19 protein-coding genes and 5 tRNA genes are annotated in these 23,148 nt (G+C 32.0%); 3 read left to right on the top strand and 21 right to left on the bottom strand.

Translation table 11 applies throughout. The annotated features are described in order from the left end of the window. Positions 1-62: 62 nt before the first annotated feature. The 21 genes from rpoB to BLT88_RS05025 all read right to left on the bottom strand — a co-directional run bounded on the left by rpoB (position 63) and on the right by BLT88_RS05025 (position 16,104). Entirely contained in the window at positions 63-3,872 is a 3,810-nt protein-coding gene (gene rpoB, locus BLT88_RS05125; RefSeq protein ID WP_091953434.1) for a DNA-directed RNA polymerase subunit beta, read from the bottom strand. 147 nt (positions 3,873-4,019) lie between these two features. Then, positions 4,020-4,391, bottom strand: coding sequence for a 50S ribosomal protein L7/L12 (rplL, locus tag BLT88_RS05120; protein WP_091953433.1), 372 nt, complete (start codon positions 4,389-4,391; stop codon positions 4,020-4,022). 49 nt (positions 4,392-4,440) lie between these two features. After that, entirely contained in the window at positions 4,441-4,959 is a 519-nt protein-coding gene (gene rplJ, locus BLT88_RS05115; protein WP_036785190.1) for a 50S ribosomal protein L10, read from the bottom strand. A 19-nt stretch (positions 4,960-4,978) separates the two neighbouring features. After that, positions 4,979-5,668, bottom strand: a complete 690-nt coding sequence (gene rplA, locus BLT88_RS05110; protein WP_036785187.1) for a 50S ribosomal protein L1 — start codon at positions 5,666-5,668, stop codon at positions 4,979-4,981. A gap of 20 nt (positions 5,669-5,688) precedes the next feature. Beyond that, a complete protein-coding gene (gene rplK / locus BLT88_RS05105; RefSeq protein WP_036785185.1) occupies positions 5,689-6,126 on the bottom strand; it encodes a 50S ribosomal protein L11 in 438 nt (145 codons plus the stop codon). A 77-nt stretch (positions 6,127-6,203) separates the two neighbouring features. Further along, complete coding sequence (gene nusG, locus BLT88_RS05100) at positions 6,204-6,755, bottom strand: transcription termination/antitermination protein NusG (RefSeq protein WP_036785183.1); 552 nt, start codon at positions 6,753-6,755, stop codon at positions 6,204-6,206. A gap of 2 nt (positions 6,756-6,757) precedes the next feature. After that, entirely contained in the window at positions 6,758-6,955 is a 198-nt protein-coding gene (gene secE / locus BLT88_RS05095; protein WP_036788111.1) for a preprotein translocase subunit SecE, read from the bottom strand. 20 nt (positions 6,956-6,975) lie between these two features. After that, positions 6,976-7,047 (bottom strand) — tRNA-Trp (locus BLT88_RS05090). A 78-nt stretch (positions 7,048-7,125) separates the two neighbouring features. Then, positions 7,126-8,313, bottom strand: a complete 1,188-nt coding sequence (tuf, locus tag BLT88_RS05085; RefSeq protein WP_091953431.1) for an elongation factor Tu — start codon at positions 8,311-8,313, stop codon at positions 7,126-7,128. A gap of 60 nt (positions 8,314-8,373) precedes the next feature. After that, positions 8,374-8,446, bottom strand: a tRNA-Thr gene (locus BLT88_RS05080). 18 nt (positions 8,447-8,464) lie between these two features. Further along, a tRNA-Gly gene (locus BLT88_RS05075) sits at positions 8,465-8,537 on the bottom strand. 14 nt (positions 8,538-8,551) lie between these two features. Then, positions 8,552-8,633 (bottom strand) — tRNA-Tyr (locus BLT88_RS05070). 42 nt (positions 8,634-8,675) lie between these two features. Next, positions 8,676-8,749: transfer RNA gene (locus BLT88_RS05065), tRNA-Thr, on the bottom strand. Positions 8,750-8,855: 106 nt separating this feature from the next. After that, positions 8,856-9,164 carry a ribosome-associated translation inhibitor RaiA gene (raiA, locus tag BLT88_RS05060; RefSeq protein ID WP_036785180.1) on the bottom strand — a complete coding sequence of 103 codons (309 nt, stop codon included), beginning with the start codon at positions 9,162-9,164 and terminating at the stop codon, positions 8,856-8,858. 3 nt (positions 9,165-9,167) lie between these two features. Next, the gene (locus BLT88_RS05055; protein ID WP_091953430.1) at positions 9,168-10,055 is read right to left on the bottom strand and encodes a tyrosine-type recombinase/integrase; all 888 of its coding nucleotides are present in this window, start codon (positions 10,053-10,055) and stop codon (positions 9,168-9,170) included. Positions 10,056-10,158: 103 nt separating this feature from the next. Further along, positions 10,159-10,356: a 30S ribosomal protein S21 gene (gene rpsU / locus BLT88_RS05050; RefSeq protein WP_036785174.1), complete on the bottom strand. Its 198-nt coding sequence runs from the start codon at positions 10,354-10,356 to the stop codon at positions 10,159-10,161. Positions 10,357-10,692: 336 nt separating this feature from the next. Then, complete coding sequence (locus BLT88_RS05045) at positions 10,693-11,859, bottom strand: acyl-CoA dehydrogenase family protein (RefSeq protein WP_091953428.1); 1,167 nt, start codon at positions 11,857-11,859, stop codon at positions 10,693-10,695. Positions 11,860-11,879: 20 nt separating this feature from the next. Next, positions 11,880-12,773, bottom strand: a complete 894-nt coding sequence (locus tag BLT88_RS05040; RefSeq protein ID WP_091953426.1) for a helix-hairpin-helix domain-containing protein — start codon at positions 12,771-12,773, stop codon at positions 11,880-11,882. Positions 12,774-12,780: 7 nt separating this feature from the next. Further along, positions 12,781-14,373 carry a sodium:alanine symporter family protein gene (locus BLT88_RS05035; RefSeq protein ID WP_091953425.1) on the bottom strand — a complete coding sequence of 531 codons (1,593 nt, stop codon included), beginning with the start codon at positions 14,371-14,373 and terminating at the stop codon, positions 12,781-12,783. A gap of 501 nt (positions 14,374-14,874) precedes the next feature. Further along, positions 14,875-15,873, bottom strand: a complete 999-nt coding sequence (locus BLT88_RS05030) for a TrkA family potassium uptake protein (RefSeq protein WP_091953423.1) — start codon at positions 15,871-15,873, stop codon at positions 14,875-14,877. Positions 15,874-15,876: 3 nt separating this feature from the next. Continuing rightward, positions 15,877-16,104: a PspC family transcriptional regulator gene (locus BLT88_RS05025; RefSeq protein ID WP_036785163.1), complete on the bottom strand. Its 228-nt coding sequence runs from the start codon at positions 16,102-16,104 to the stop codon at positions 15,877-15,879. A gap of 111 nt (positions 16,105-16,215) precedes the next feature. Between BLT88_RS05025 and uvrA the strand changes: the two genes are divergently transcribed. The 3 genes from uvrA to BLT88_RS05010 all read left to right on the top strand — a co-directional run bounded on the left by uvrA (position 16,216) and on the right by BLT88_RS05010 (position 22,801). Continuing rightward, positions 16,216-19,038: an excinuclease ABC subunit UvrA gene (uvrA, locus tag BLT88_RS05020; protein ID WP_091955659.1), complete on the top strand. Its 2,823-nt coding sequence runs from the start codon at positions 16,216-16,218 to the stop codon at positions 19,036-19,038. A gap of 50 nt (positions 19,039-19,088) precedes the next feature. Next, complete coding sequence (locus tag BLT88_RS05015) at positions 19,089-19,796, top strand: TIGR00730 family Rossman fold protein (protein WP_036785162.1); 708 nt, start codon at positions 19,089-19,091, stop codon at positions 19,794-19,796. Between the two features lie 239 nt (positions 19,797-20,035). Continuing rightward, positions 20,036-22,801 (top strand): aminopeptidase, encoded by a 2,766-nt coding sequence (locus BLT88_RS05010; protein WP_231960076.1) that lies wholly within the window; start codon positions 20,036-20,038, stop codon positions 22,799-22,801. The last annotated feature ends 347 nt before the right edge of the window (positions 22,802-23,148 follow it).

Raw genomic sequence — 23,148 nt, 5'->3', positions numbered from 1 at the left:
AGACTTATAAATAAATGATTGTTAGAAGCAGATTCAAAACCTACTTCTAACATCAATCTTTGTTATTCTTCTAATCTAACGTCTAAGCCTAAACCTTTCAGTTCATGCATTAAAACATTGAAAGATTCAGGTAAACCTGGTTCTGGCATTGTTTCACCTTTTACGATTGCTTCATACGTTTTAGCTCTACCCATAACATCATCAGATTTTACAGTTAAAATTTCTCTTAAGATACTTGATGCACCATATGCTTCAAGTGCCCAAACTTCCATCTCTCCGAAACGCTGACCTCCAAATTGTGCTTTACCACCTAATGGCTGTTGAGTTATTAATGAATAAGGTCCAATAGAACGTGCATGCATTTTATCCTCAATCATGTGTCCTAACTTAATCATATAAATGATACCAACTGTTGCCGGTTGATCGAAACGTTTTCCAGTTCCTCCATCATATAAATAAGTATGTCCAAATCTTGGAACATCTGCCTCATCCGTAATCTCATTGATTTGATCTAAAGATGCTCCATCAAAAATTGGTGTTGCATATTTAGTTCCTAATTTTTGACCTGCCCAACCAAGAACAGTTTCATAAATCTGACCAATATTCATACGAGAAGGCACACCTAACGGATTTAAAACGATATCTACTGGAGTTCCGTCTTCTAAGAAAGGCATATCTTCTGCTCTAACAATACGAGCAATAATACCCTTATTACCATGACGCCCTGCCATCTTATCACCTACTTTTAACTTACGTTTTTTAGCGATATAAATCTTAGCAAGCTTTAAAATACCTGCTGGCAATTCGTCACCCACAGAGATTGTAAACTTTTGACGACGTAAAGAACCTTGTAAATCATTTACTTTAATTTTGTAGTTGTGAACTAACTCACCTACTAAAGCATTTAATTCTTTATCTGTTGTCCAAGAGCCTGTTAAATGAAGATAATCATCTACAGAATTTAACATTTTAAGAGTGTATTTTTTACCTTTTGGTAAAACTTCTTCTCCTAAATCGTTGTAAACTCCTTGTGATGTTTTTCCACTAATTAAAGTGAATAATTTTTCAATTAACTCGTCTTTTAAACTTTCAAATTTAGAAACAAAAGAAGATTCTAAAGTAGCAACAGCTTCTTTATCTCTTAATCTCTTATTTTTATCTTTTACAGCTCTTTTAAATAATTTTTTATCAATTACTACACCTCTTAATGATGGTGAAGCTTTTAATGAGGCATCTTTTACATCCCCTGCTTTATCACCAAAAATAGCACGTAATAATTTTTCTTCTGGAGTTGGATCAGATTCTCCTTTTGGTGTAATCTTACCTATTAAGATATCGCCAGGATTTACTTCTGCTCCAATTCTAATCATTCCATTTTCATCCAAATCTTTTGTAGCTTCTTCAGAAACGTTAGGAATATCATTAGTTAACTCTTCAGTTCCTAATTTTGTATCTCTAACATCCAAAGAATACTCATCAATATGTATAGATGTAAATATATCTTCACGAACAACTTTTTCAGAAATTACAATTGCATCCTCAAAATTATACCCTTTCCAAGGCATAAAGGCTACTTTCATATTTACTCCTAAAGCTAATTCCCCTTTTTGTGTAGCATAACCTTCACAAAGAACTTCACCTTCTGAAACTCTATCACCTTTTTCTACAATAGGCTTTAGGTTAATCGAAGTTCCTTGATTCGTTTTCCTGAATTTAATTAAGTTGTAAGAAACTTCGTCAGAGTCAAAACTTACTAGTCTTTCTTCATCTGTTCTATCATACTTAATCGTAATTCTGTTTGCATCAACATATTCAACAACTCCTGCTCTTTCAGCATTAATTAAAATACGTGAATCTTTAGCAACTCTGCGCTCTAGTCCTGTACCAACAATTGGTGCTTGAGGACGCAATAACGGAACTGCTTGACGCATCATGTTAGACCCCATCAGTGCACGGTTTGCATCATCATGCTCCAAGAACGGAATTAACGATGCAGAAATAGATGCAATCTGATTTGGAGCAACATCCATATAATTTATATCACCTGGATTTACAACCGGAAAATCTCCTTCTTCACGAGCAATAACTCGATCTAAAACGATCGTTCCATCTTCTTTTAAATCTAAATTTGATTGGGCAATTTTCATACCTTCTTCTTCTTCAGCACTTAAATAGATTGGCTCTTCTCCTTTTACTGATCCATTCTCAACTTTTCTATATGGAGTTTCAATGAATCCTAAATTATTCACTTTTGCAAAAACAGCAAGTGAAGAAATTAAACCAATATTCGGTCCCTCAGGAGTTTCAATTGGACATAAACGACCATAGTGTGTATAATGAACATCACGCACCTCAAAACCTGCTCGTTCTCTTGATAAACCTCCAGGTCCAAGTGCAGACAATCTACGCTTGTGCGTAATCTCTGCCAATGGATTTGTTTGGTCCATAAATTGAGATAACTGGTTCGTACCAAAGAATGAGTTAATTACTGAGGATAATGTTTTTGCATTAATCAAATCGATAGGTGTAAACACCTCGTTATCACGCACGTTCATACGCTCACGAATAGTTCTAGCCATACGAGCTAAACCAACTCCAAATTGACCTGCTAACTGCTCTCCAACAGTTCTTACACGTCTGTTAGATAAGTGATCAATATCATCAACTTCTGCTTTAGAGTTGATCAATTCAATTAGATACTTTATAATCGTAATAATATCTAATTTCGTTAAAACCTTTTGATCTATTGGCTCATTTAACTGAAGTTTCGTGTTCATTCTAAAACGACCAACTTCACCTAAATTATATCGTTGTTCAGAAAAGAATAATTTATCTATAATACCTCTTGCAGTCTCCTCATCTGGCGGTTCTGCGTTACGTAATTGTCTATAAATATGCTCTACTGCTTCTTTTTCTGAATTTGTAGGATCTTTTTGTAATGTATTGTGAATAATAGCGTAGTCTGCCATATCGTTGTCTTCTTTATGAAGTAAAACGGTTTTAGCACCAGCTTCTATTATTTCATCAATATGTTCTTTTTCTAAAATTGTATCACGATCAAAAATGATTTCATTTCTTTCGATAGACACAACTTCTCCAGTATCTTCATCTACAAAATCTTCATGCCAAGTTTTTAAAACTCTAGCAGCTAATTTGCGACCTAATACTTTTTTTAATCCAGCTTTAGAAACTTTGATTTCCTCTGCAAGGTCAAAAATCTCTAAAATATCTTTATCTCTTTCAAAACCTATGGCTCTGAATAATGTTGTTACTGGTAATTTTTTCTTTCTATCAATATAAGCATACATTACTTGATTGATATCGGTAGCAAATTCTATCCAAGATCCTTTAAAAGGTATTACCCTTGCTGAATATAATTTTGTACCGTTCGCATGGAAAGATTGCCCAAAGAATACACCAGGAGACCTGTGTAATTGAGAAACTACCACACGCTCTGCACCATTAATTACAAAGGTACCAGAATTTGTCATGTACGGAATTGTACCGAGGTACACATCCTGAACAATAGTTTCGAAATCTTCATGTTCCGGGTCTGTACAATACAATTTTAGACGCGCTTTTAAAGGCACACTGTGTGTAAGTCCTCTTTCAATACATTCTTGGATTGAATATCTTGGTGGATCTACAAAGTAGTCTAAAAATTCTAATACAAATTGGTTTCTTGTATCTGTAATTGGAAAGTTATCCATGAAGGTTTTGTACAAACCTTCTTCACCTCTTTCTTCTGCCTTAGTTTGAAGTTGGAAAAAATCTTGGAAAGATTTTACCTGAATATCCAAGAAATCTGGATATTCTTTAATCATTTGAGAAGTAGCGAAATTGATTCTTTCAGTTGTGTTTTTCGTTGCCAAAAGAGAGTATTTTTTTGATTAAAATCTAAATTAAAATAAAAAACGAATATATACACAAAATGGTTTAGGCCTAAAAACCATTGTTTTTAGTACCTAAACCTAAATTTGTTTTCCCGTTTCGAAAATCTCGAAATCGGGAGTATAAGCTTACTTAAGCTCTACCTCAGCTCCAGCTTCTTCTAAAGATTTCTTAAGACCTTCAGCCTCATCTTTAGTTACACCTTCTTTTACTGCTGCAGGAGCACTATCTACGATACCTTTAGCTTCTTTCAAACCTAAACCAGTTAATTCCTTAACTAATTTTACTACTGCTAACTTAGAACCACCTGCTGCTGTTAAGATAACATCAAATTCAGTTTGCTCTTCTGCTTCTTCACCTGCTGCTGCTGGGCCTGCTACTGCTACTGCTGCTGCTGCTGGCTCAATACCATACTCATCTTTTAAGATAGTAGCTAATTCATTAACCTCTTTTACTGATAAGTTAACTAATTGCTCTGCGAAATCTTTTAAATCTGCCATTTTAATTGTTTTAAAAATTTTGTTTATTATAGTTTATTTGTGCGCGTAATTATTTTTCAGATAATGTTTTAATAAGACCTGAAAGTGTTTGACCACCTGATTGTAATGCTGAAATAACATTTTTAGCTGGTGATTGTAATAATCCAATGATGTCTCCAATTAATTCTTCTCTAGATTTAATATCTACTAAAGCGTCTAATTGATCATCACCAATGTAAACAGATTCTTCTGCAAATGCACCCTTTAAAATAGGTCTATCTTTAGTTTTCTTTCTGAATTCTTTGATTAATTTTGCTGGAGCATTTGCTGCTTCAGAAATCATCATTGATGTATTACCTTTTAATACTGATGGTAAATCCCCAAATTCCTTATCTGAAGCTTCCATTGCTTTTGCAAGTAATGTATTTTTAACGACTGATAATTGAACATTTGCCTTAAAACAAGCTCTACGTAAATTAGAGGTTGCTTGTGCATCTAACCCCGATATATCTGCTAGATATAACGTATTTGTGTCTGCTAATACTGCTGTTAAATCCTGTATTACTTGTGATTTCTCTTCTCTCGTCATGATTATAAGTTTTAACGTATTAAACAGCTTTCACCTCAACCGCGATACTAGGACTCATAGTACTAGACATAAAAACGCTTTTTACATACGTTCCTTTTGCTGTTGTTGGTTTCAATTTAATAATTGTTTGTATTAACTCGTTTGCATTTTCCTCAATTTTCTTAGCATCAAAAGATACTTTTCCAATTGCTGCATGTACAATACCAGTTTTATCAACCTTAAAGTCTATTTTACCAGCTTTAACATCTTGAACAGCTTTTGCTACATCCATCGTTACTGTACCTGTCTTAGGATTTGGCATTAAACCTCTTGGGCCTAAAACTCTTCCTAAAGGGCCTAATTTACCCATTACACTTGGCATCGTAATGATAACGTCCACATCTGTCCATCCCCCTTTAATCTTTTGAAGGTATTCATCTAATCCAACATAATCTGCACCTGCTGCTGTAGCCTCTGCTTCCTTATCTGGAGTTACCAATGCTAATACTTTTACATCTTTACCAGTTCCATGAGGTAATGTTACAACTCCACGAACCATTTGATTTGCTTTACGAGGATCTACTCCTAATCGTATCGCTAAATCTACTGATGCATCAAACTTTACATTCGTAATGTCTTTGACTAGCGCTGAAGCTGCTGCTAAATCATAAGATTTAGAGCTATCCACCTTTGCGTAAGCTTCTTTTTGCTTTTTTGTTAATTTTGCCATTTTACTACTTTTTATAAAGCTTATGCTGGTGCATCACCTTTTACTGTTAATCCCATAGAACGTGCTGTACCTGCAATCATACGCATTGCTGAAGAAGCTTCAAAGGCATTTAAATCTACCATTTTGTCTTCTGCAATTACTCTAATTTGATCCCAAGTAACCGATGCTACTTTCTTTCTGTTTGGTTCTCCTGAACCCTTTTTAATTTTGGCCGCTTCTAGTAACTGAACTGCTGCAGGTGGAGTCTTTACAAGAAAATCAAATGATTTATCTTTGAAAACAGTAATAACAACAGGTAATACTTTACCTTGTTTGTCTTGCGTTCTTGCATTAAACTGTTTACAAAACTCCATTATGTTAACACCAGCAGCTCCTAAAGCGGGTCCAACCGGCGGCGATGGATTCGCTGCGCCTCCCCTTACTTGTAACTTAACTACTTTACTAACTTCTTTTGCCATTTTAAAAATGTTTAATGATTTGCTTTAATTTGGAAGCTAAAAACAAATCGGAATAAATATATATACTTGTGTAACAATTATATCTTTTCTACTTGCATATAACTTAATTCTAACGGTGTTTTTCTTCCGAAGATTTTTACCATTACTTCAAGTTTACGCTTTTCTTCATTTACTTTCTCTATAGTTCCATCAAATCCATTAAAAGGACCATCCACAACTTTTACTGTTTCTCCAATATTAAAAGGAATTGCAATATTTTCATCTTGAACAGAAAGCTCATCAACTTTACCTAACATTCTATTTACCTCAGATTTTCTCATTGGAACAGGTTCACCACCTTTCGTTTCTCCCAAGAAACCAATAACTCCAGTAATACCTTTTATTACGTGCGGAACTTCTCCTGAAAGATTCGCTTCAACCATAATATAACCTGGAAAGTAAACTCTTTCTCTGTTAACTTTTTTTCCGTTTCGAATCTGAACAACCTTTTCAGTTGGTACAATTACTTGGCTTACATAGTCTGATAAACCGACTCTGGATATTTCTGTTTCTATGTATGCTTTTACTTTATTTTCTTGTCCCCCAATGGCTCTTACAACATACCATTTCATTACTGAATCAGCTGCCATAATTAATTAGATTTAAACATTCCAAAAAAGTTATCTAATCCGGTTTGAAAAACATAATCTATACCCGCGACTGCTAATGCGAATACAATTGTAAAAACAGCTACAGTTACCGTTGTTTTTTGAGCATCCTCTTTAGATATCCACGTCATGTGATTATTTAATTCGTCAAAAGAATCTTTGATATATTGTATAAACTTCATTTTACTTTTATGTTTTATTGCACGGGCGGAGAGATTCGAACTCCCGACAGCTGGTTTTGGAGACCAGTGCTCTACCGCTGAACTACGCCCGTTTCTTATTCATTGATAAAGGCGTCCCGTTAAAAACGGAACACCCTTATTATTTATTGATTAATAAACTAACAAATATATTAGTCTAATAATTCAGTTACCTGACCAGCTCCAACTGTTCTACCACCTTCACGAATCGCAAAACGTAAACCAACATTTAATGCAATTGCTTGGATTAAATCTACAGTAATTGTTAAGTTATCTCCTGGCATTACCATTTCAACACCTGAAGGTAAATTAATAGTACCTGTTACATCGGTTGTTCTTACATAGAACTGTGGACGATAGTTGTTATGGAATGGAGTATGACGTCCACCTTCTTCTTTCTTAAGAACATAAACCTCCGCTTTAAACTTAGCATGTGGCGTTACAGAACCTGGCTTACAGATTACCATACCTCTTTTAATATCTTCTTTTGCAATACCTCTTAACAAAATACCTGCATTATCTCCTGCCTCACCTCTATCCAAGATTTGACGGAACATTTCAATACCAGTAATAGTAGAAGTCATCTTCTCAGCTCCCATACCGATGATATCTACAACATCACCTGTGTTCGCAATACCAGTTTCGATACGACCTGTAGCAACAGTTCCACGACCAGTAATAGAGAATACATCTTCAACCGGCATTAAGAAATCTTTATCAATTTCTCTTAAAGGCTCTTCGATCCAAGCATCAACAGCTTCCATTAACTCCAATACAGAATCAACCCATTTTTGCTCACCATTCAATGCACCTAATGCAGATCCAGCGATTACAGGACCGTTGTCACCATCGTACTCGTAAAAAGAAAGTAATTCTCTTACTTCCATATCTACCAATTCGATTAACTCTTCATCATCAACCATATCCACTTTATTCATGAATACAACCATACGAGGAATACCAACCTGACGTCCTAATAAGATGTGCTCACGAGTTTGTGGCATTGGACCATCTGTAGCAGCAACAACTAATATTGCACCGTCCATTTGAGCAGCACCAGTAACCATATTCTTCACATAATCCGCGTGACCTGGACAGTCAACGTGTGCATAGTGACGATTTGCTGTTTGATACTCTACATGAGATGTGTTGATTGTAATACCTCTTTCTTTTTCTTCTGGAGCATTATCAATCTGATCAAAAGATCTAGCCTCAGAGAATCCTGCATCAGCTAATACCTTAGTGATAGCCGCAGTTAATGTAGTCTTACCGTGATCTACGTGTCCGATTGTACCAATGTTTAAGTGTGGCTTCGAACGGTCAAAATTTGCTTTTGCCATGATTATTAATTTTAATTCTTAGTTTAATTATATTTAGTACCTAATAATACGTATTAAATGAGCCAATGATGGGATTTGAACCCATGACCTCATCCCTACCAAGGATGCGCTCTACCAACTGAGCTACACCGGCTTTGTTGGATTTAATTAGAGCGAAAGACCGGGTTCGAACCGGCGACATTCAGCTTGGAAGGCTGACGCTCTACCAACTGAGCTACTTTCGCAATATGCAAATTTGTGGGGAGAGCAGGATTCGAACCTGCGAAGACGTAGTCAACGGAGTTACAGTCCGTCCTCGTTGGCCGCTTGAGTATCTCCCCTTTAAATTTACTATTTTAATGAACTTTATTTTTACTACTATGAGCCGATGGAGGGACTCGAACCCACGACCTGCTGATTACAAATCAGCTGCTCTAGCCAGCTGAGCTACATCGGCTTTTTGTTGTAAAAAAACAACCCGCTATTTCTAACGGATTGCAAATGTATAAAGTTTTTTTATATTCTAAAACTTTTTGTAATTATTTTTTCTTTTTTTTTCTGTTTTAAGAAATCAAAGAATCTCTATGTTTTTCTTTAGACCGTTTTAATTGTCTTTTCAAATTATCAACAGCAGCATTGACGCCTTCTTCAAAGGTTTTTGTTTCTCTTTTTACTATTAATTCGTTCCCTGGAATATTTATTTTCACTTCTGTTATCTTATTTTCTTTATCACTTTTATTTTGAACTTTTAAAAAAACTTCTGCATCTACTATCTTATCATGGAATTTTACCAACGATTCTACCTTCTTTTGCACAAACTTAATTAATTCACTGTCTGCATTAAAGTTAACTGATTGTGTGAATACTTTCATAAATCATTCTTTTTTATTGCCCCTAGGGTGAGCTTGGTTATAAACTTTTTTTATTTCGTCTAAACTATTATGAGTGTAGACTTGAGTTGAAGCTAAAGAGGAATGCCCTAGCAATTCTTTAACCGAATTTAAATCTGCACCTTCGTTTAATAAATGAGTAGCAAAAGAGTGCCTAAGAATATGAGGGCTTTTTTTTACTTTAGAAGACACTTTACTAAAGTATGAATTTATAACTCTGTAGACAAGAGTTTCATAAATTTTATTTCCTTTCTCGGTAATAAAAAGAAATTCTAATTCCTTAGAAATATCTTTTTTTAATTCTAAATATTTTCTTAGTGTTTCTATAACGGATTGCAAAAGAGGCACAAAACGTTCCTTGTTTCTTTTTCCTAAAACTTTAATAACCCCGTCAGAAAAGTTAATATCTTTTTCTTTTATATGGATTAGTTCTGCCCTTCTTATTCCTGTGGAATAAAATAACTCTACAATTAATTTATTTCTTACCGCTGTAAAATCATGTTCTTCATCAATGGCATTTATTACTAAATTGATTTCCTTTGAAGAAAAAGGAACTTGTACTTTTTTCGCAACTTTTAAAGCTCTGTGCTTAGCTAACGGATTAACTTCTAGCTGTTTCGTTTTCTGTAGAAATCTATAAAATGATTTTAAAGAGCTTACCTTTCTATTAATAGTTCTATTTGATATTTTATCATCAACCAAGAAAACAATCCAACTCCTTACTTGGTTGTAATGGACTGCTAATAATTCTTCTTGATGATATTCTGAAACTAAAAAATCTCTAAAAGAAATTAAATCATTTTTGTAAGCAGTTACAGTATGTTTAGAATACTTTTTTTCTAGCAATACGTAATCTAAAAATGAATCTATCAATTTTAAGTTTTTAAATTGATAGTAAAGCTACAAAAAATAGCACAAAAAAAATCTCGTATTAAAAAATCAATACGAGATTTGTTTTATTTAAAATAAGTTACTTCTAACCTACTTCTTCTTGCGTTCTTAAACGTTGAACGTAAGAGGCTTTAATTCTTTGAGCTCTATTCGCTACAGATGGCTTCGTAAAATTTTTTCTGTTACGCAAGTTCTTCATTGTCTTGGTTCTATCGAATTTTCTCTTATAGCGTTTTAAAGCTCTATCGATATTCTCTCCTTCTTTTATTGGTATAATTAACATATGTTGGCACCTCCCTTCATCGTATCTTTATATTTTATATAGTTTTTTTATAAAAAAACTATTATTTTATTTTTTGGACTGCAAATGTAATTACAAATTATGAATTGACAATTAGTAAACGTCAATTATTTTATAAGTAGTCATTCGTAATAACGATTGCAATGAGATACTTTTTTTTTTATTTTTACCAAAAAAAGGGCAATGTGTATTGAGGCCTTAAAAAATCTACTTGAAAAAATATTTAAAAAAACCAAAGCTAGATAGTTCTACTTGCTTCTCAGTAATTATCTTTTCACCGATTCAAAAAATTATTTTTTTAAAAAAAAACTTCGAAATCTATGTAACTGGCTTATATTCTTTCTTATCAATAATCATTTTCGCAATAATCTCTTTTAAGATTTCTGAGGTTCCTCCTCCTATTGGTCCTAACCTACTATCTCTTAATAAACGTGCCATTGGATAATCTTCCATATACCCATAACCTCCTAGTAATTGAAGGGCATCATAGATTACTTCATCCGCCATTTTTGTAGATAGCAACTTCGACATACTTGCCTCTTTTACAACATATTGCCCGTTATTTAAACGTTTTGCAATTGAATAATTATACTCTCTACACATATCGACTTTACTTGCCATTTCTGCAATTTTGTGTCTTAAAACCTGAAATTTGTCTAAGGATTTACCAAAAGCGATTCTTTCTTGCATGTACCTTATAGCATAATCGACAGCAAATTCTGCTCTTGCATGTGCATTTACACCCATTATTAAACGCTCTAAAGCAAAGTGCTGCATTATATAAGGAAAACCTTTCCCTTCTTCTCCCATTAAATTTTCTACAGGAATCTCTACATTATCAAAAGCAATTTCTCCAGTGTCGGATGCATGCCAACCTAATTTATTTAACTTGGTAGCAGAGATACCCTTCGTATTTCTATCCACAACAAAAATGCTAATTCCTTTGTATTTATCTGAAGGATCTGTTTTCGCTGCAACAATTAAATAATCTGAATACACACCATTTGTAATAAACGTTTTTGATCCGTTTAATATATATTTATCCCCTTGCTTGATTGCCGAAGAACGCATGCCCGCAACATCAGAACCACCAAAAGGCTCGGTGATACACAAACAACCAATCATATCTCCTTCAACACTAGGTACTAGATACTTTTTTTTAATAAAATCGTCACCCTCTTTATTAAGGTGGGTCATAGCCAAATATTCGTGTGCCCAAATTGCTGCGGCAAATCCACCAGAATTTATTTTCTGTAATTCTTCTAAAAAGATTACGGTATAAAAAAGATCTAGATCCATTCCTCCATACTCCTCAGGAGTTGACAAACCAAAATAACCCATTTCACCAAATTTCTTCCAAATGAAACGCTCTATAGAACCATTTTTTTCCCATTTATCTATATGAGGAACCACTTCTTTTTGTAGAAAATCTTTAAAGCTTACACGAAAAGCTTCGTGTTCTTCAGTAAAATACATACTGTTCATTTAGTCAATGTTTGAGTTGTTTATTTAGCGATCAAATATAAGACTATTCTATCATACTTATCCAAAGGAAAATCTTTGATATTTTTTAATTCTGAAATGTCTTGAAGCTCTGCAACTTCATCTCTATAACTAAATATTTTTTTACATAACTCGAAATCTACGTAGGGATTTCTCAGCAATTCCTTGAAAGTGACTGCATTTACATTTACTTTTTTGATAATTGGCTTTTCTATAATTTTGAAAATTGACACGACTTTCGCCGCAACCTCTTTATCTAAACCCCAAACTTCATCAATTTGACTTTCAAAAGAAAATCCTTGTAATTTAGAACGATACTTAATAATTCGCTCTGAAAACACCGATCCAATTCCGCTAATAGTTTTAAAATCTTCGGCTGTTGCTTTGTTTATATCTATAGTTGATAAAACTTTCTTTATATCAGAATTTTTTACTTCGTCTGAAATGAAACTGCCGTTCGAGCTTTGACGTCCTCCTTTTAAAACCCAATTAGGAAATTTGAAATATGGTGAAATTTTATTTAATAAAGAATCAGAGACTTTAGTTACTTGTTGAAATTCTTTTTCTGAGTTGATAAATTTATTTGTTTTTCTAAACGCCAGCAATCTATCAATCTGTTGCAAAGACATTCCCAATTTAGCTCCTTTATAATCTGTTATATAATTCGGATTAAAAGGATAAATTTTAGGTTTTCTCTTTTCAATTTCAATAGCTTTTAAACTATCTATTTGAATTTGAAAAGCTAGTAATTCTGGTTGATTTACATCCGTAATTTCATCTGAAGAAAAAGCATCCACATAAATAAACAGTTGAAGCAGCAATATTAACAATATCAGAAGAAAAATCCCATTTCTTTGGTTTTTGTTATACCAGAAATGGGATTTAAATATCTTCATAAAAAATTTATGCTTTGCTCGCTTTTATAGCATCCATATACCTTACTAATTCTACTTTTACTTTTGGAGCAAGAATAATTAGACCTATCATGTTTGGAACCATCATTGCAAAAACCATTGCATCTGAGAATCCAATAACAGAACCTAAACTTGCTGCGGCACCAATTACCACGAATATACAGAAAATTACTTTGTATGTATATTCCATTTTTTTAGATCTACCAAATAGGTACACCCAACCTTGAAAACCATAATAAGACCAAGAAATCATAGAACTAAAAGCGAATAAGACCACGGCAACTGTTAACACGTAAGGAAACCAAGATATTGCAGATTCAAATGCACCAGAAGTTAACAAAATTGCTTGCGCATCATTTAATGAAGCGTTTTCAGCATTCACATTACCTGTAATAATCAATACCAACGCTGTCATTGTGCAGACTACAACCGTATCTATAAAAGGCTCTAATAAAGCAACCATACCTTCACTCGCCGCATATTTTGTTTTTACAGCTGAATGCGCTATCGATGCAGAACCAATACCAGCTTCATTTGAAAAAGCTGCTCTTCTAAATCCTTGAACTAAAACTCCAACCGCACCACCAGCAATTCCTTCCGGACTAAACGCACCATTAAATATTTGAGAGAAAGCATCCCCTATCATATCATAATTTGCGAAAATCACAAAAAGTGAGGCTGCTACATAAATTGCCACCATAAAAGGAACAATTTTGTCAGTTACTTTTGCTATTTTTTTTATTCCTCCAATAATAACAATACCCACTAGAACAGCCATTATTAAACCGAATAACCATCCTTTACCATGCAAAAATGATACACCTCCAGCCGGAGTTGTGATATTCTCAACTAATTGAAAGGTTTGATTTACTTGAAACATGTTTCCACCTCCAAAAGAACCACCAATTACGAAGATTGCAAATAAAGCCGCTAATATTTTTCCTAGTGTTTTATTTTTCAACCCTTTTGTTAAATAGTACATTGGACCACCGTAAACAGTTCCATCAGAATCAATATCTCTATATTTTACACCTAAAGTACATTCTACGAACTTTGAAGCCATACCCAAAAAACCAGCAATAATCATCCAAAAAGTAGCACCTGCACCACCAATGGACACGGCAATTGCAACACCCGCAATATTACCTAAACCTACAGTGGCAGATAATGCTGCCGTTAATGCTTGAAAGTGAGAAACCTCACCCACATGACCTTCAATTCTTATGGTATCTGGATTATCTTCTTCATCTGTAAATTTAGATTTTTCTATTTCTACGTTATGATCTTCTCTTCCTTCTAAATCATCATGTTTCCCTCTAACAATATTAATGGAAGTTATAAAACCTTTAAAATTGATAAAATTAAAATAAAATGTAAAATAAGTAGCTCCTAAAATTAAAGGGAACAAAACCCAATATATACTCACTGTATCCGTAAAGGGAATTTGATAAAAAATAATATCTACAAACCATCCTGTTGCATTTCCAAAGGCTTCATCAATCTTTTGATCTAATCCCTTTTCTTGTGCGAATGTTAAAAAAGGTGTTGCTAGAAATAACAACGAAAGAAGTTTTTTATTCATAATATATTTTGATTAGTTTTTATTTATTTAGGCGCAATATCTTAAAAAAATGCTCTTTCAACAACTTTTGAGCGTTAAAAGTATTTTATAACAAGGTTTCTTTGAATTTTTCTAAAACTTCTTTAAATGACTTTGGATAAAATTATTACTCTTTATTCGTTTTGAATAAATCAAACCCATTTTCCACAAGTACCATTTCAATTTCTTTTAAATAAAGCACTGAAATTGATTTAATCAAGTTTTTGTTATAAATGAAAGCCTTCTGTAACTTATTATATAATTTCAAAAAAACCTTAACTTTTCATTACATGAAATATAAAAAATATCTTTTTTCTTTTTATCCATTGAAGGTAAACAATCCATAGACTAAAACATCTATAGAAATTCTAAATTGATCATCAACTATTCTGATTTCTTGTAACCAAAGAACAATGCTTTATTCTTTTTTAGAGTAGATTACTCTAATGCAGGAATACTCGTGAAGTATCCAATGAACAATTATTAAAAAAATTCTCTTAGTTTAATAATCTGTTCTGGCCTCCCTAAAACAATTAAACTCGAACCTGATATTAGTTCTGTTTCTGCTTCTGGATTAATGATATAATCTTTATCCGGATTCCTTATTCCAATTACTGTGCAGCCTGTTTCCTTTCTTAAATCCAAATCTAAGATCGTTTTATTCAAATACTTTTTCGGTAAATCATCTACCGCTATTTCCTCTAAATTAGCAGTAGTTTCACCCTCAATCGTCAGCCGATCTACAAACTCTATAACATCTGGGGTCACCACTAAAGATGCCATATGATCACCACCTAATTTATCTGGCATAATTACATTACTTGCGCCCTCAATTTTTAATTTGCTATATGAAGATTCATTAGAAGCTCTGCTAATTATTTTACAGTTCTTATTTAATTGATTTGCTGTGAGAACAACGAATAAATTATCAGCATCAGAGGGCAAAGCTGTAATTAAGTTCGCAGCAGTGTTGATACCTGCTTTTAATAAAGTTTCATCTAAAGTTGCATCTCCCTGAATATATAAAACACCTTCATTATCTAACTCAGATATCATTTCTCTATCTCTTTCTACAACCACCAATTTCTTGTTATAGTTATTTAACTTCAAAATTGCTTGTTTTCCATTTCTTCCAAAACCACAAACGATGGTGTGTCCCCTTAAACTTTTAATTTGTTTTTCCACTTTTCTGTGTTTAAATTGTTTAAAAAATCTCCCACTCACTAAATATTCCGAGAACGTAGAAACCGCGTAACCAAAAACTGTAATACTTGTTAAAATCAAAAAAATTGTAAAGACTTTCTCCTCTGGAGAAAATGGTTTTAACTCGCCAAAACCAACAGTTGTCACAGTAATCACTGTCATATATATTGCATCTATAAATGAGTAATTAGAAAGCAACATATAACCCATTGTTCCAATTGTCATAATTGACGCAACCAAAACTAGTATTTTATGTATTTTGGAATCTAATACCTTCATAAACTACAAATCAAAAACCGAACTTCTTTTTGTATAAATCATATCTTTTAAGCGAAATAAAAAAGCCAAAGTTAAATACAAGCCAAAAGACAGACCAACCGTAACAAAAGAGATATAAATGAAAAATATGCGAACATTTTTTGCACGCATACCTAGTTTATCCGCAAATCTTGAGAAAACTCCAAAACCATGTCTTTCAAAAAAATGACGCACAGCATGTATAAAATTCATGTATAAAATCTTTTAGTTGCAAGATACTATAAACTATTTATTTGTTGTACACTTTTCAATCAAAAGTAATTACTAATGATTAACTTTGCGTTTTTGCAAAAACATTTTTTTTTGAAAAACCAAGAATACATAGAAGTTTATGGTGCGCGAGTTCATAATCTTAAAAATATTGATGTAAAAATCCCTCGTGAAAAACTAGTAGTCATTACTGGTTTAAGTGGAAGCGGAAAATCTTCTTTAGCTTTTGACACGATATATGCGGAAGGACAAAGACGCTATATTGAGACTTTTTCTGCTTATGCACGTCAGTTTTTAGGAGGATTAGAAAGACCCGATGTTGACAAAATTGATGGTCTTTCTCCAGTAATTTCAATAGAACAAAAAACAACTAACAAAAGTCCGCGATCAACGGTTGGTACTATCACAGAAATTTATGACTTTTTAAGATTGCTATTTGCGAGGGCTTCAGATGCTTACTCCTACAATAGTGGACAAAAGATGGTGAGTTATTCTGATGAACAAATTAGAAAACTTATTTTAAAAGATTTTGATAATAAAAAAATTGCTGTTTTAGCGCCTTTAATTAAATCTAGAAAAGGGCATTATCGTGAACTTTTTGAGCAGATTTCTAAACAAGGATTTTTACGAGTTCGAGTAGATGGAGAAATCAAAGAAATAGAAAAAGGAATGCGTTTAGACCGATATAAAACGCATGATATTGAAGTTGTCATTGATAGAATTTTAATTAATAAATCTTCAGAAAAACGCTTAGAAGAAACTATTAAAACAGCCCTTTATTCGGGGAATAACATAATGATGGTTATTGATATTGATGACAATAAACCACGTTATTTTAGTAGAGAGTTAATGTGCCCAACAACAGGAATTGCGTATCCAAATCCTGAACCAAACACATTTTCTTTCAACTCTCCAAAAGGGGCATGCAACACTTGTAATGGTTTAGGAATTACAAATGAAATTAACCTTAAGAAAGTGATTCCTGATACTGCTGTTTCCATACAAAATGGTGGAATTATTCCTTTAGGAGAACAAAAAAGTAGTTGGATTTTTAAACAACTTCAAAACATTTCTGAACGTTATAAATTTAAGCTATCAGATGCCATAAAAGACATTCCAAAAGAAGCATTGGATGTTATTTTAAATGGTGGAAATGAATCTTTTGAAATTGAATCTAAAACCGTTGGAGTTACTAGAAACTACAAAATCGATTTTGAAGGGATTATTGCCTTCATTACCTCTCAATATAAAAGTGCAGAAAGCACTTCTATTAAACGCTGGGCAAAAGGCTTTATGGATGAGGTTTCTTGTTCTACTTGTCAAGGAAAAAGGTTAAAAAAAGAAGCACTTCATTTTAAAATTACAAATAAAAACATTAGTGATTTAGCACAAATGGATGTAAAAGAATTGGCTTCTTGGTTTGCAACTATAAACAACGATTTATCTAAAAAACAACTTGCAATTGCATCAGAGATTATAAAAGAAATAAAAACCAGAATTCAATTTTTATTAGATGTTGGTTTAGATTACTTAACATTAGATAGAACTTCAAAATCCCTTTCTGGTGGAGAAGCTCAAAGAATACGTTTAGCAACTCAAATTGGATCGCAATTGGTCGGAGTGCTTTATATTTTAGATGAACCAAGTATTGGTCTGCACCAACGTGATAATCAAAAATTAATCGATTCTTTGTTGAAACTGCGTGATATTGGTAATTCTGTTTTGGTTGTAGAGCATGATAAGGACATGATTGAACACGCAGACTTTGTTTTTGATATTGGTCCTGGAGCCGGGAGACATGGAGGAGAAATCGTAAGCGAAGGAACTTTTGAAGATTTAAAAAAACAAAACACACTAACTGCAGATTATTTAACTGGAAGAAAAGTGATTGCTGTTCCTCAAAAACGTAGAGAAGGAAATGGAAAATCTATCAAGCTAAGAGGAGCAACTGGAAACAATTTAAAAAATGTTTCCGTAGAATTTCCTTTAGGAAAAATGATTTGTGTTACAGGTGTTTCTGGAAGTGGAAAATCTACTTTAATAAATGAAACCTTATACCCTATTTTAAACGCCCACATTTATAGAGGCGTAAAAAAACCAATGCCTTATAAGAAGATTGAAGGATTGGAACATGTGGATAAAGTTATTGACATCGATCAATCTCCAATAGGTAGAACTCCAAGATCAAACCCTGCTACCTATACGGGAACTTTTAGTGAAGTTAGAAGTTTATTTGCAAAAACTCCTGAAGCTGCAATTCGCGGTTATAAACCAGGAAGGTTCTCTTTTAATGTAAAAGGCGGAAGATGCGAAACTTGCCAAGGAGGAGGCGTTAGAGTTATAGAAATGAACTTTCTACCAGACGTTCAAGTAGAGTGCGAAACCTGTCAAGGAAAACGCTTTAACAGAGAAACTTTAGAGATTCGTTATAAAGGAAAATCTATTTCTGATGTATTAAATATGACTATTGAAGAAGCCACAGACTTTTTTGAAAACATACCTAAAATCCACAGGAAAGTAAAGACTATTAAAGATGTTGGACTAGGATATATTACCCTAGGTCAACAATCTACAACCCTATCTGGAGGTGAAGCCCAAAGAATAAAACTAGCCTCAGAATTATCTAAAAGAGATACTGGAAATACGTTCTATATTCTAGATGAACCTACGACTGGTCTGCATTTTGAAGACATTAGAGTATTAATGGAAGTATTAAACAAGCTCGCGAACAAAGGAAATACTATCTTAATCATTGAACACAATTTAGATGTTATAAAATTAGCAGATTTTATTATAGACGTTGGTTTAGAAGGAGGTAAAAATGGTGGTACAATTCTATGCACAGGAACTCCGGAACAAGTTGCAAAACATAAAAAAAGTTATACCGCTCAATTTCTTAAAAAAGAACTATTTTAGCTAACTGCTTTTTTTACAGCAAAGAAACTGAATTTAAAAACATACTGATTATGACAAATGACGAAAGAAAAATAAAAGAAAAACTACAACACAAAACTTGGAACGAAATAAAAACAAAAGACGCTTGGGGTATCTTTAAAGTTATGGCTGAATTTGTAGATGGTTATGAAAAATTAAGTAAAATTGGGCCTTGCGTTTCTGTTTTTGGATCAGCAAGAACTCAAGAAGATCATGAATATTATAAACTGGCAGAAGAAATTGCTTTTCAACTTACTCAAAATGGCTATGGTGTAATTACTGGAGGTGGACCAGGAATTATGGAGGCAGGAAACAAAGGAGCTCATAGAGGTAAAGGTGTTTCCGTTGGATTAAATATTGAATTACCCTTTGAACAACATGATAACCCTTGGATTGATCGGGATAAAAACTTAGAATTTGATTATTTCTTTGTTCGTAAAGTTATGTTTGTAAAATACTCACAAGGTTTTATTGTAATGCCTGGAGGTTTTGGTACTTTAGACGAACTTTTTGAAGCAATTACTTTGATTCAAACTAAAAAAATTGGTAGGTTTCCAATTGTTTTAGTAGGCACAGAATTTTGGAGTGGTTTATTAGAATGGATAAAAAAAACATTAATAGCTCAAGGAAATATTAGCGAAGAAGATTTAAAATTATTTAGAATTGTAGATACTGCAGAAGAAGCTGTAGCTCATTTAAATAAATTCTATTCAAAATATTTATTAAAACCAAACTTCTAATCTATTTTTTCAAGAAATTTATTTCTCTTTTTTAGTTTGTTCAAAAGAAAAAAATTGAACAAACTAAAATTAAAAAATCGAATTGAAACCCCTTAAATTAAAATTCTGAGTAAACGGTAAATGAAAACAAATACGAATAAGTTTTAAAAAAGGAACTTATTACTTATACCCTAACTCTTATTATCAATTGAAATTTGAAAAATTCTGTAAACATATTTGTTTTTTGTTTTTTCATAACTGTGTTTTGCTTTGCACAACAAAATTCTATTGCTATAAAAGCAACTTTAGATTCAGATAAAGATGAATTAATGATACAACAAGAAATTGTTTTCTTTAATATATCCGACTCTACTTTAACGAATATTTATCTTCATAATTGGGCCAATAGTTTTAGAGATAGAAAAACACCTTTATCAAAACGTTTTATTAAAGACTTTAAGAAGAACTTATATTTTTCTGCTGAAAAAAATTTAGGAAAAACTACTATAAAGAACCTTACTGTAAACTACGGAAATAATGATTTTATAGAAATTAAAGATAAAGCAGACATCTTAAAAATTCCTCTTATAAAACCTCTAAAACCTAATGGAAAAGTAAAAATATCTATTACTTATCTTGTAAAAATACCAAATGCAAAATTCACAAATTATGGAAAAACCAAAGAAGGTTATCATTTGCGTTTCTGGTATATAACTCCTGCTGTTTACAAAAATGGTTGGCAATTAATGAGTAATTTAAACATTGATGATTTATATGAAAATGGAACAGATTTTACGATGGAAATTAACATTCCAAAAGAATATGTTTTAGAAAGTAATTTATATCAATATAAATCGGAAAAAAATAATTTTAAAAATTACTATTTAGTCGGAAAAAATAAAACTGACATCATATTAGGAATTAATAAATCCAAGCAGTTAAAAACTTTCAAAACTTCCAAAACTACAGTATATACAGATGTTTCTAATGATGATATTGACTATAACACAACTACAGACATATTAAATAGAGAATTACGTTTTATTGAAAAATATTTAGGAAAATATCCTCATAAAGAAATTTATGTAGATAAAATTACACAAAGTAAAGATCCTGTTTATGGCTTAAGTCAATTGCCAAATTTTTTACGTCCATTTTCGGATACTTTTAAATGGGACGTCACCATGTTTAAAGCGTTAACTAAAAAATATATAGAAAACACATTACTTTTAAACAAGAGAAAAGATTATTGGTTTTTAGATGGTTTACAAAACTATTTAATGCTAGAATATATTCAAGAATTTTACCCTAACACAAAATTATTGGGTAATTTATCCAACAGATGGTTTCTAAAAAGTTTTCATATTTCAAAACAAGATTTTAATGATAAATATCCTTTAGTTTATCAGTTTATATCAAGAAGGTTTTTAGATCAAGCATTGGTAACATCAGCAGACTCTTTATCCAATTTTAATAGGAAGATAGCGAATAAGTACAAAGCTGGATTAGGTTTTAGATATTTAAAAGGTTTTTTAGGTGATAGTATTTTAAACAGCAGCATTAAAGAGTTTTATCAAAAAAATCAAACAAAAATAATTTCTAGTTCAGATTTTCGAAAAATAATATCTTCAAAAACAAATAAAAAAATTGATTGGTTTTTTAATGATTATATTAAAACGAATAAAAAAATTGATCACACTATTGATCATATAATAGTAAGCGAAGACAGCATAGAAATAACCATAAAAAATAAAAGAAACATAACTACTCCTGTTTTATTATATGCTCTAAAAGACAAAGAAATTAAATATAAAAAATGGTTTACAAATATTAAAAATTCTAAAACTGTTAAGATACCTAAAGAAGATTTTAACAGGATTTCTTTAAATTATGAAAATATTTATCCTGAGTTAAATACACTCGACAATTGGGAAAGTTTAGAAAATAAAATTTTTAATAAACCTTTGAAATTTACTTTTATAAAAGATATACAAGACCCGTATTATAGTCAACTATTTTATCAACCAGAAATTAGTTACAACTTTTATAATGGCCTTATATTAGGCACTAAACTTCACAATAAACCTTTAATAAAAAGAAATCTTGAGTTTAAATTTGCACCTTCTTACGCCACCAAAAGTAATTCTGTAATTGGTGAATTTTCTGTTTTATTTAACCAATATATAGAAGAAACTAAAATCTACAAAATCATGTATGGGGTATTTGGACAAACCTTAGATTATGCCCCAAACTTATCTTATTCATCTCTTGTCCCTTTTGCGAATATTATTTTTAAAAGAAAATCTTTAAGAGATGCAACTACACAATCTATAAGTGCCAAGTTAGTTCATATTAATAAAGAAATAGCTGCCACAGACGTTAGAACAGATCAAGATAATTATGGTGTTTTTAGCCTTAGTTATAATTACATAAATCCCGATATTATAAAAGAATTCAGGTATAATTTTAGTGTAGAAGTGGCTGAGAAATTTTCTAAAGCTGCAGTTGATTTAAGGTTTAGGTCTCTATCTACCTCAGACACACAATTAGATTTTCGATTTTTTGCAGGTGCTTTTTTAAGTAATAAAACAGCAGGAAATTATTTTAGTTTTGGATTGGACAGAGCTAATGATTATTTATTTCAGCTCAATTATTTTGGACGATCAGAAGACTCTGGTTTCTTCAGTCAGCAATATATTATTGCTGAAGGTGGATTCAAATCTGTATTACCTACAAGATTCGCAAATCAATATATGTTTGCTTTCAATTCTAGTTTTGGTTTATGGCGATGGATTGAACTTTACAATGATGTTGCTTTTTTAAAAAATAAAAATAATCCTCTTTATTTTGGATACAATAACGGAATTCGCTTTAATTTTGTTCACAACATATTGGAAGTATATTTTCCTTTATACTCAAATAACGGATGGGAAATTTCTCAAAAAAGATATCCTCAAAAAATTAGATTTACGTTAACTGCAGATATAAATTCTATTTACAATTTCTTTAGAAGAGGACTTTTGTAATCTTCAAAAAAAAATGCCTTTACCCATTTTTCTAACTCCTACTCTTACATCTTAAATGATTCACCTACCAACTAATTTATTATAAAATACCCATTGAAAATTTTTAGAGAATTAAATTATTTTCTCAAAGTTCGAAATTTCATAAGACAAAACAGAGAAATGACAACCATAAAATTCCATTAGAGCAATCTAATCTATTTATCAAAAAAAAGTAAAGTTTAATCAAAAATAGATGTTGTGAAAACAATATCTCTTTTTTATTAAATTATACTCATAAATATCTGTTGAAAATACAACTTATTTACCATATTCGTAAAATATTATTAATTTATTAAATATCAACTAAA

Origin of the sequence: Polaribacter sp. Hel1_33_78, from assembly GCF_900106075.1 — a bacterium.
Classification (GTDB): domain Bacteria; phylum Bacteroidota; class Bacteroidia; order Flavobacteriales; family Flavobacteriaceae; genus Polaribacter.
This window is presented reverse-complemented; position numbering and strand designations above follow the sequence as displayed.

Coding starts and splice junctions, on each gene's coding strand:
- rplL (WP_091953433.1), bottom strand. CDS start 4,391: ATGGCAGATTTAAAAGATTTCGCAGAGCAATTAGTTAACTTATCAGTA.
- raiA (WP_036785180.1), bottom strand. CDS start 9,164: ATGAAAGTATTCACACAATCAGTTAACTTTAATGCAGACAGTGAATTA.
- BLT88_RS05015 (WP_036785162.1), top strand. CDS start 19,089: ATGACAAATGACGAAAGAAAAATAAAAGAAAAACTACAACACAAAACT.
- BLT88_RS05030 (WP_091953423.1), bottom strand. CDS start 15,873: ATGAAGGTATTAGATTCCAAAATACATAAAATACTAGTTTTGGTTGCG.
- BLT88_RS05045 (WP_091953428.1), bottom strand. CDS start 11,859: ATGAACAGTATGTATTTTACTGAAGAACACGAAGCTTTTCGTGTAAGC.
- nusG (WP_036785183.1), bottom strand. CDS start 6,755: ATGGCAGCTGATTCAGTAATGAAATGGTATGTTGTAAGAGCCATTGGG.
- rpsU (WP_036785174.1), bottom strand. CDS start 10,356: ATGTTAATTATACCAATAAAAGAAGGAGAGAATATCGATAGAGCTTTA.
- BLT88_RS05025 (WP_036785163.1), bottom strand. CDS start 16,104: ATGAATTTTATACATGCTGTGCGTCATTTTTTTGAAAGACATGGTTTT.
- BLT88_RS05035 (WP_091953425.1), bottom strand. CDS start 14,373: ATGAATAAAAAACTTCTTTCGTTGTTATTTCTAGCAACACCTTTTTTA.
- rplK (WP_036785185.1), bottom strand. CDS start 6,126: ATGGCAAAAGAAGTTAGTAAAGTAGTTAAGTTACAAGTAAGGGGAGGC.
- rplJ (WP_036785190.1), bottom strand. CDS start 4,959: ATGACGAGAGAAGAGAAATCACAAGTAATACAGGATTTAACAGCAGTA.
- BLT88_RS05040 (WP_091953426.1), bottom strand. CDS start 12,773: ATGAAGATATTTAAATCCCATTTCTGGTATAACAAAAACCAAAGAAAT.
- secE (WP_036788111.1), bottom strand. CDS start 6,955: ATGAAGTTTATACAATATATCAAAGATTCTTTTGACGAATTAAATAAT.
- rplA (WP_036785187.1), bottom strand. CDS start 5,668: ATGGCAAAATTAACAAAAAAGCAAAAAGAAGCTTACGCAAAGGTGGAT.
- tuf (WP_091953431.1), bottom strand. CDS start 8,313: ATGGCAAAAGCAAATTTTGACCGTTCGAAGCCACACTTAAACATTGGT.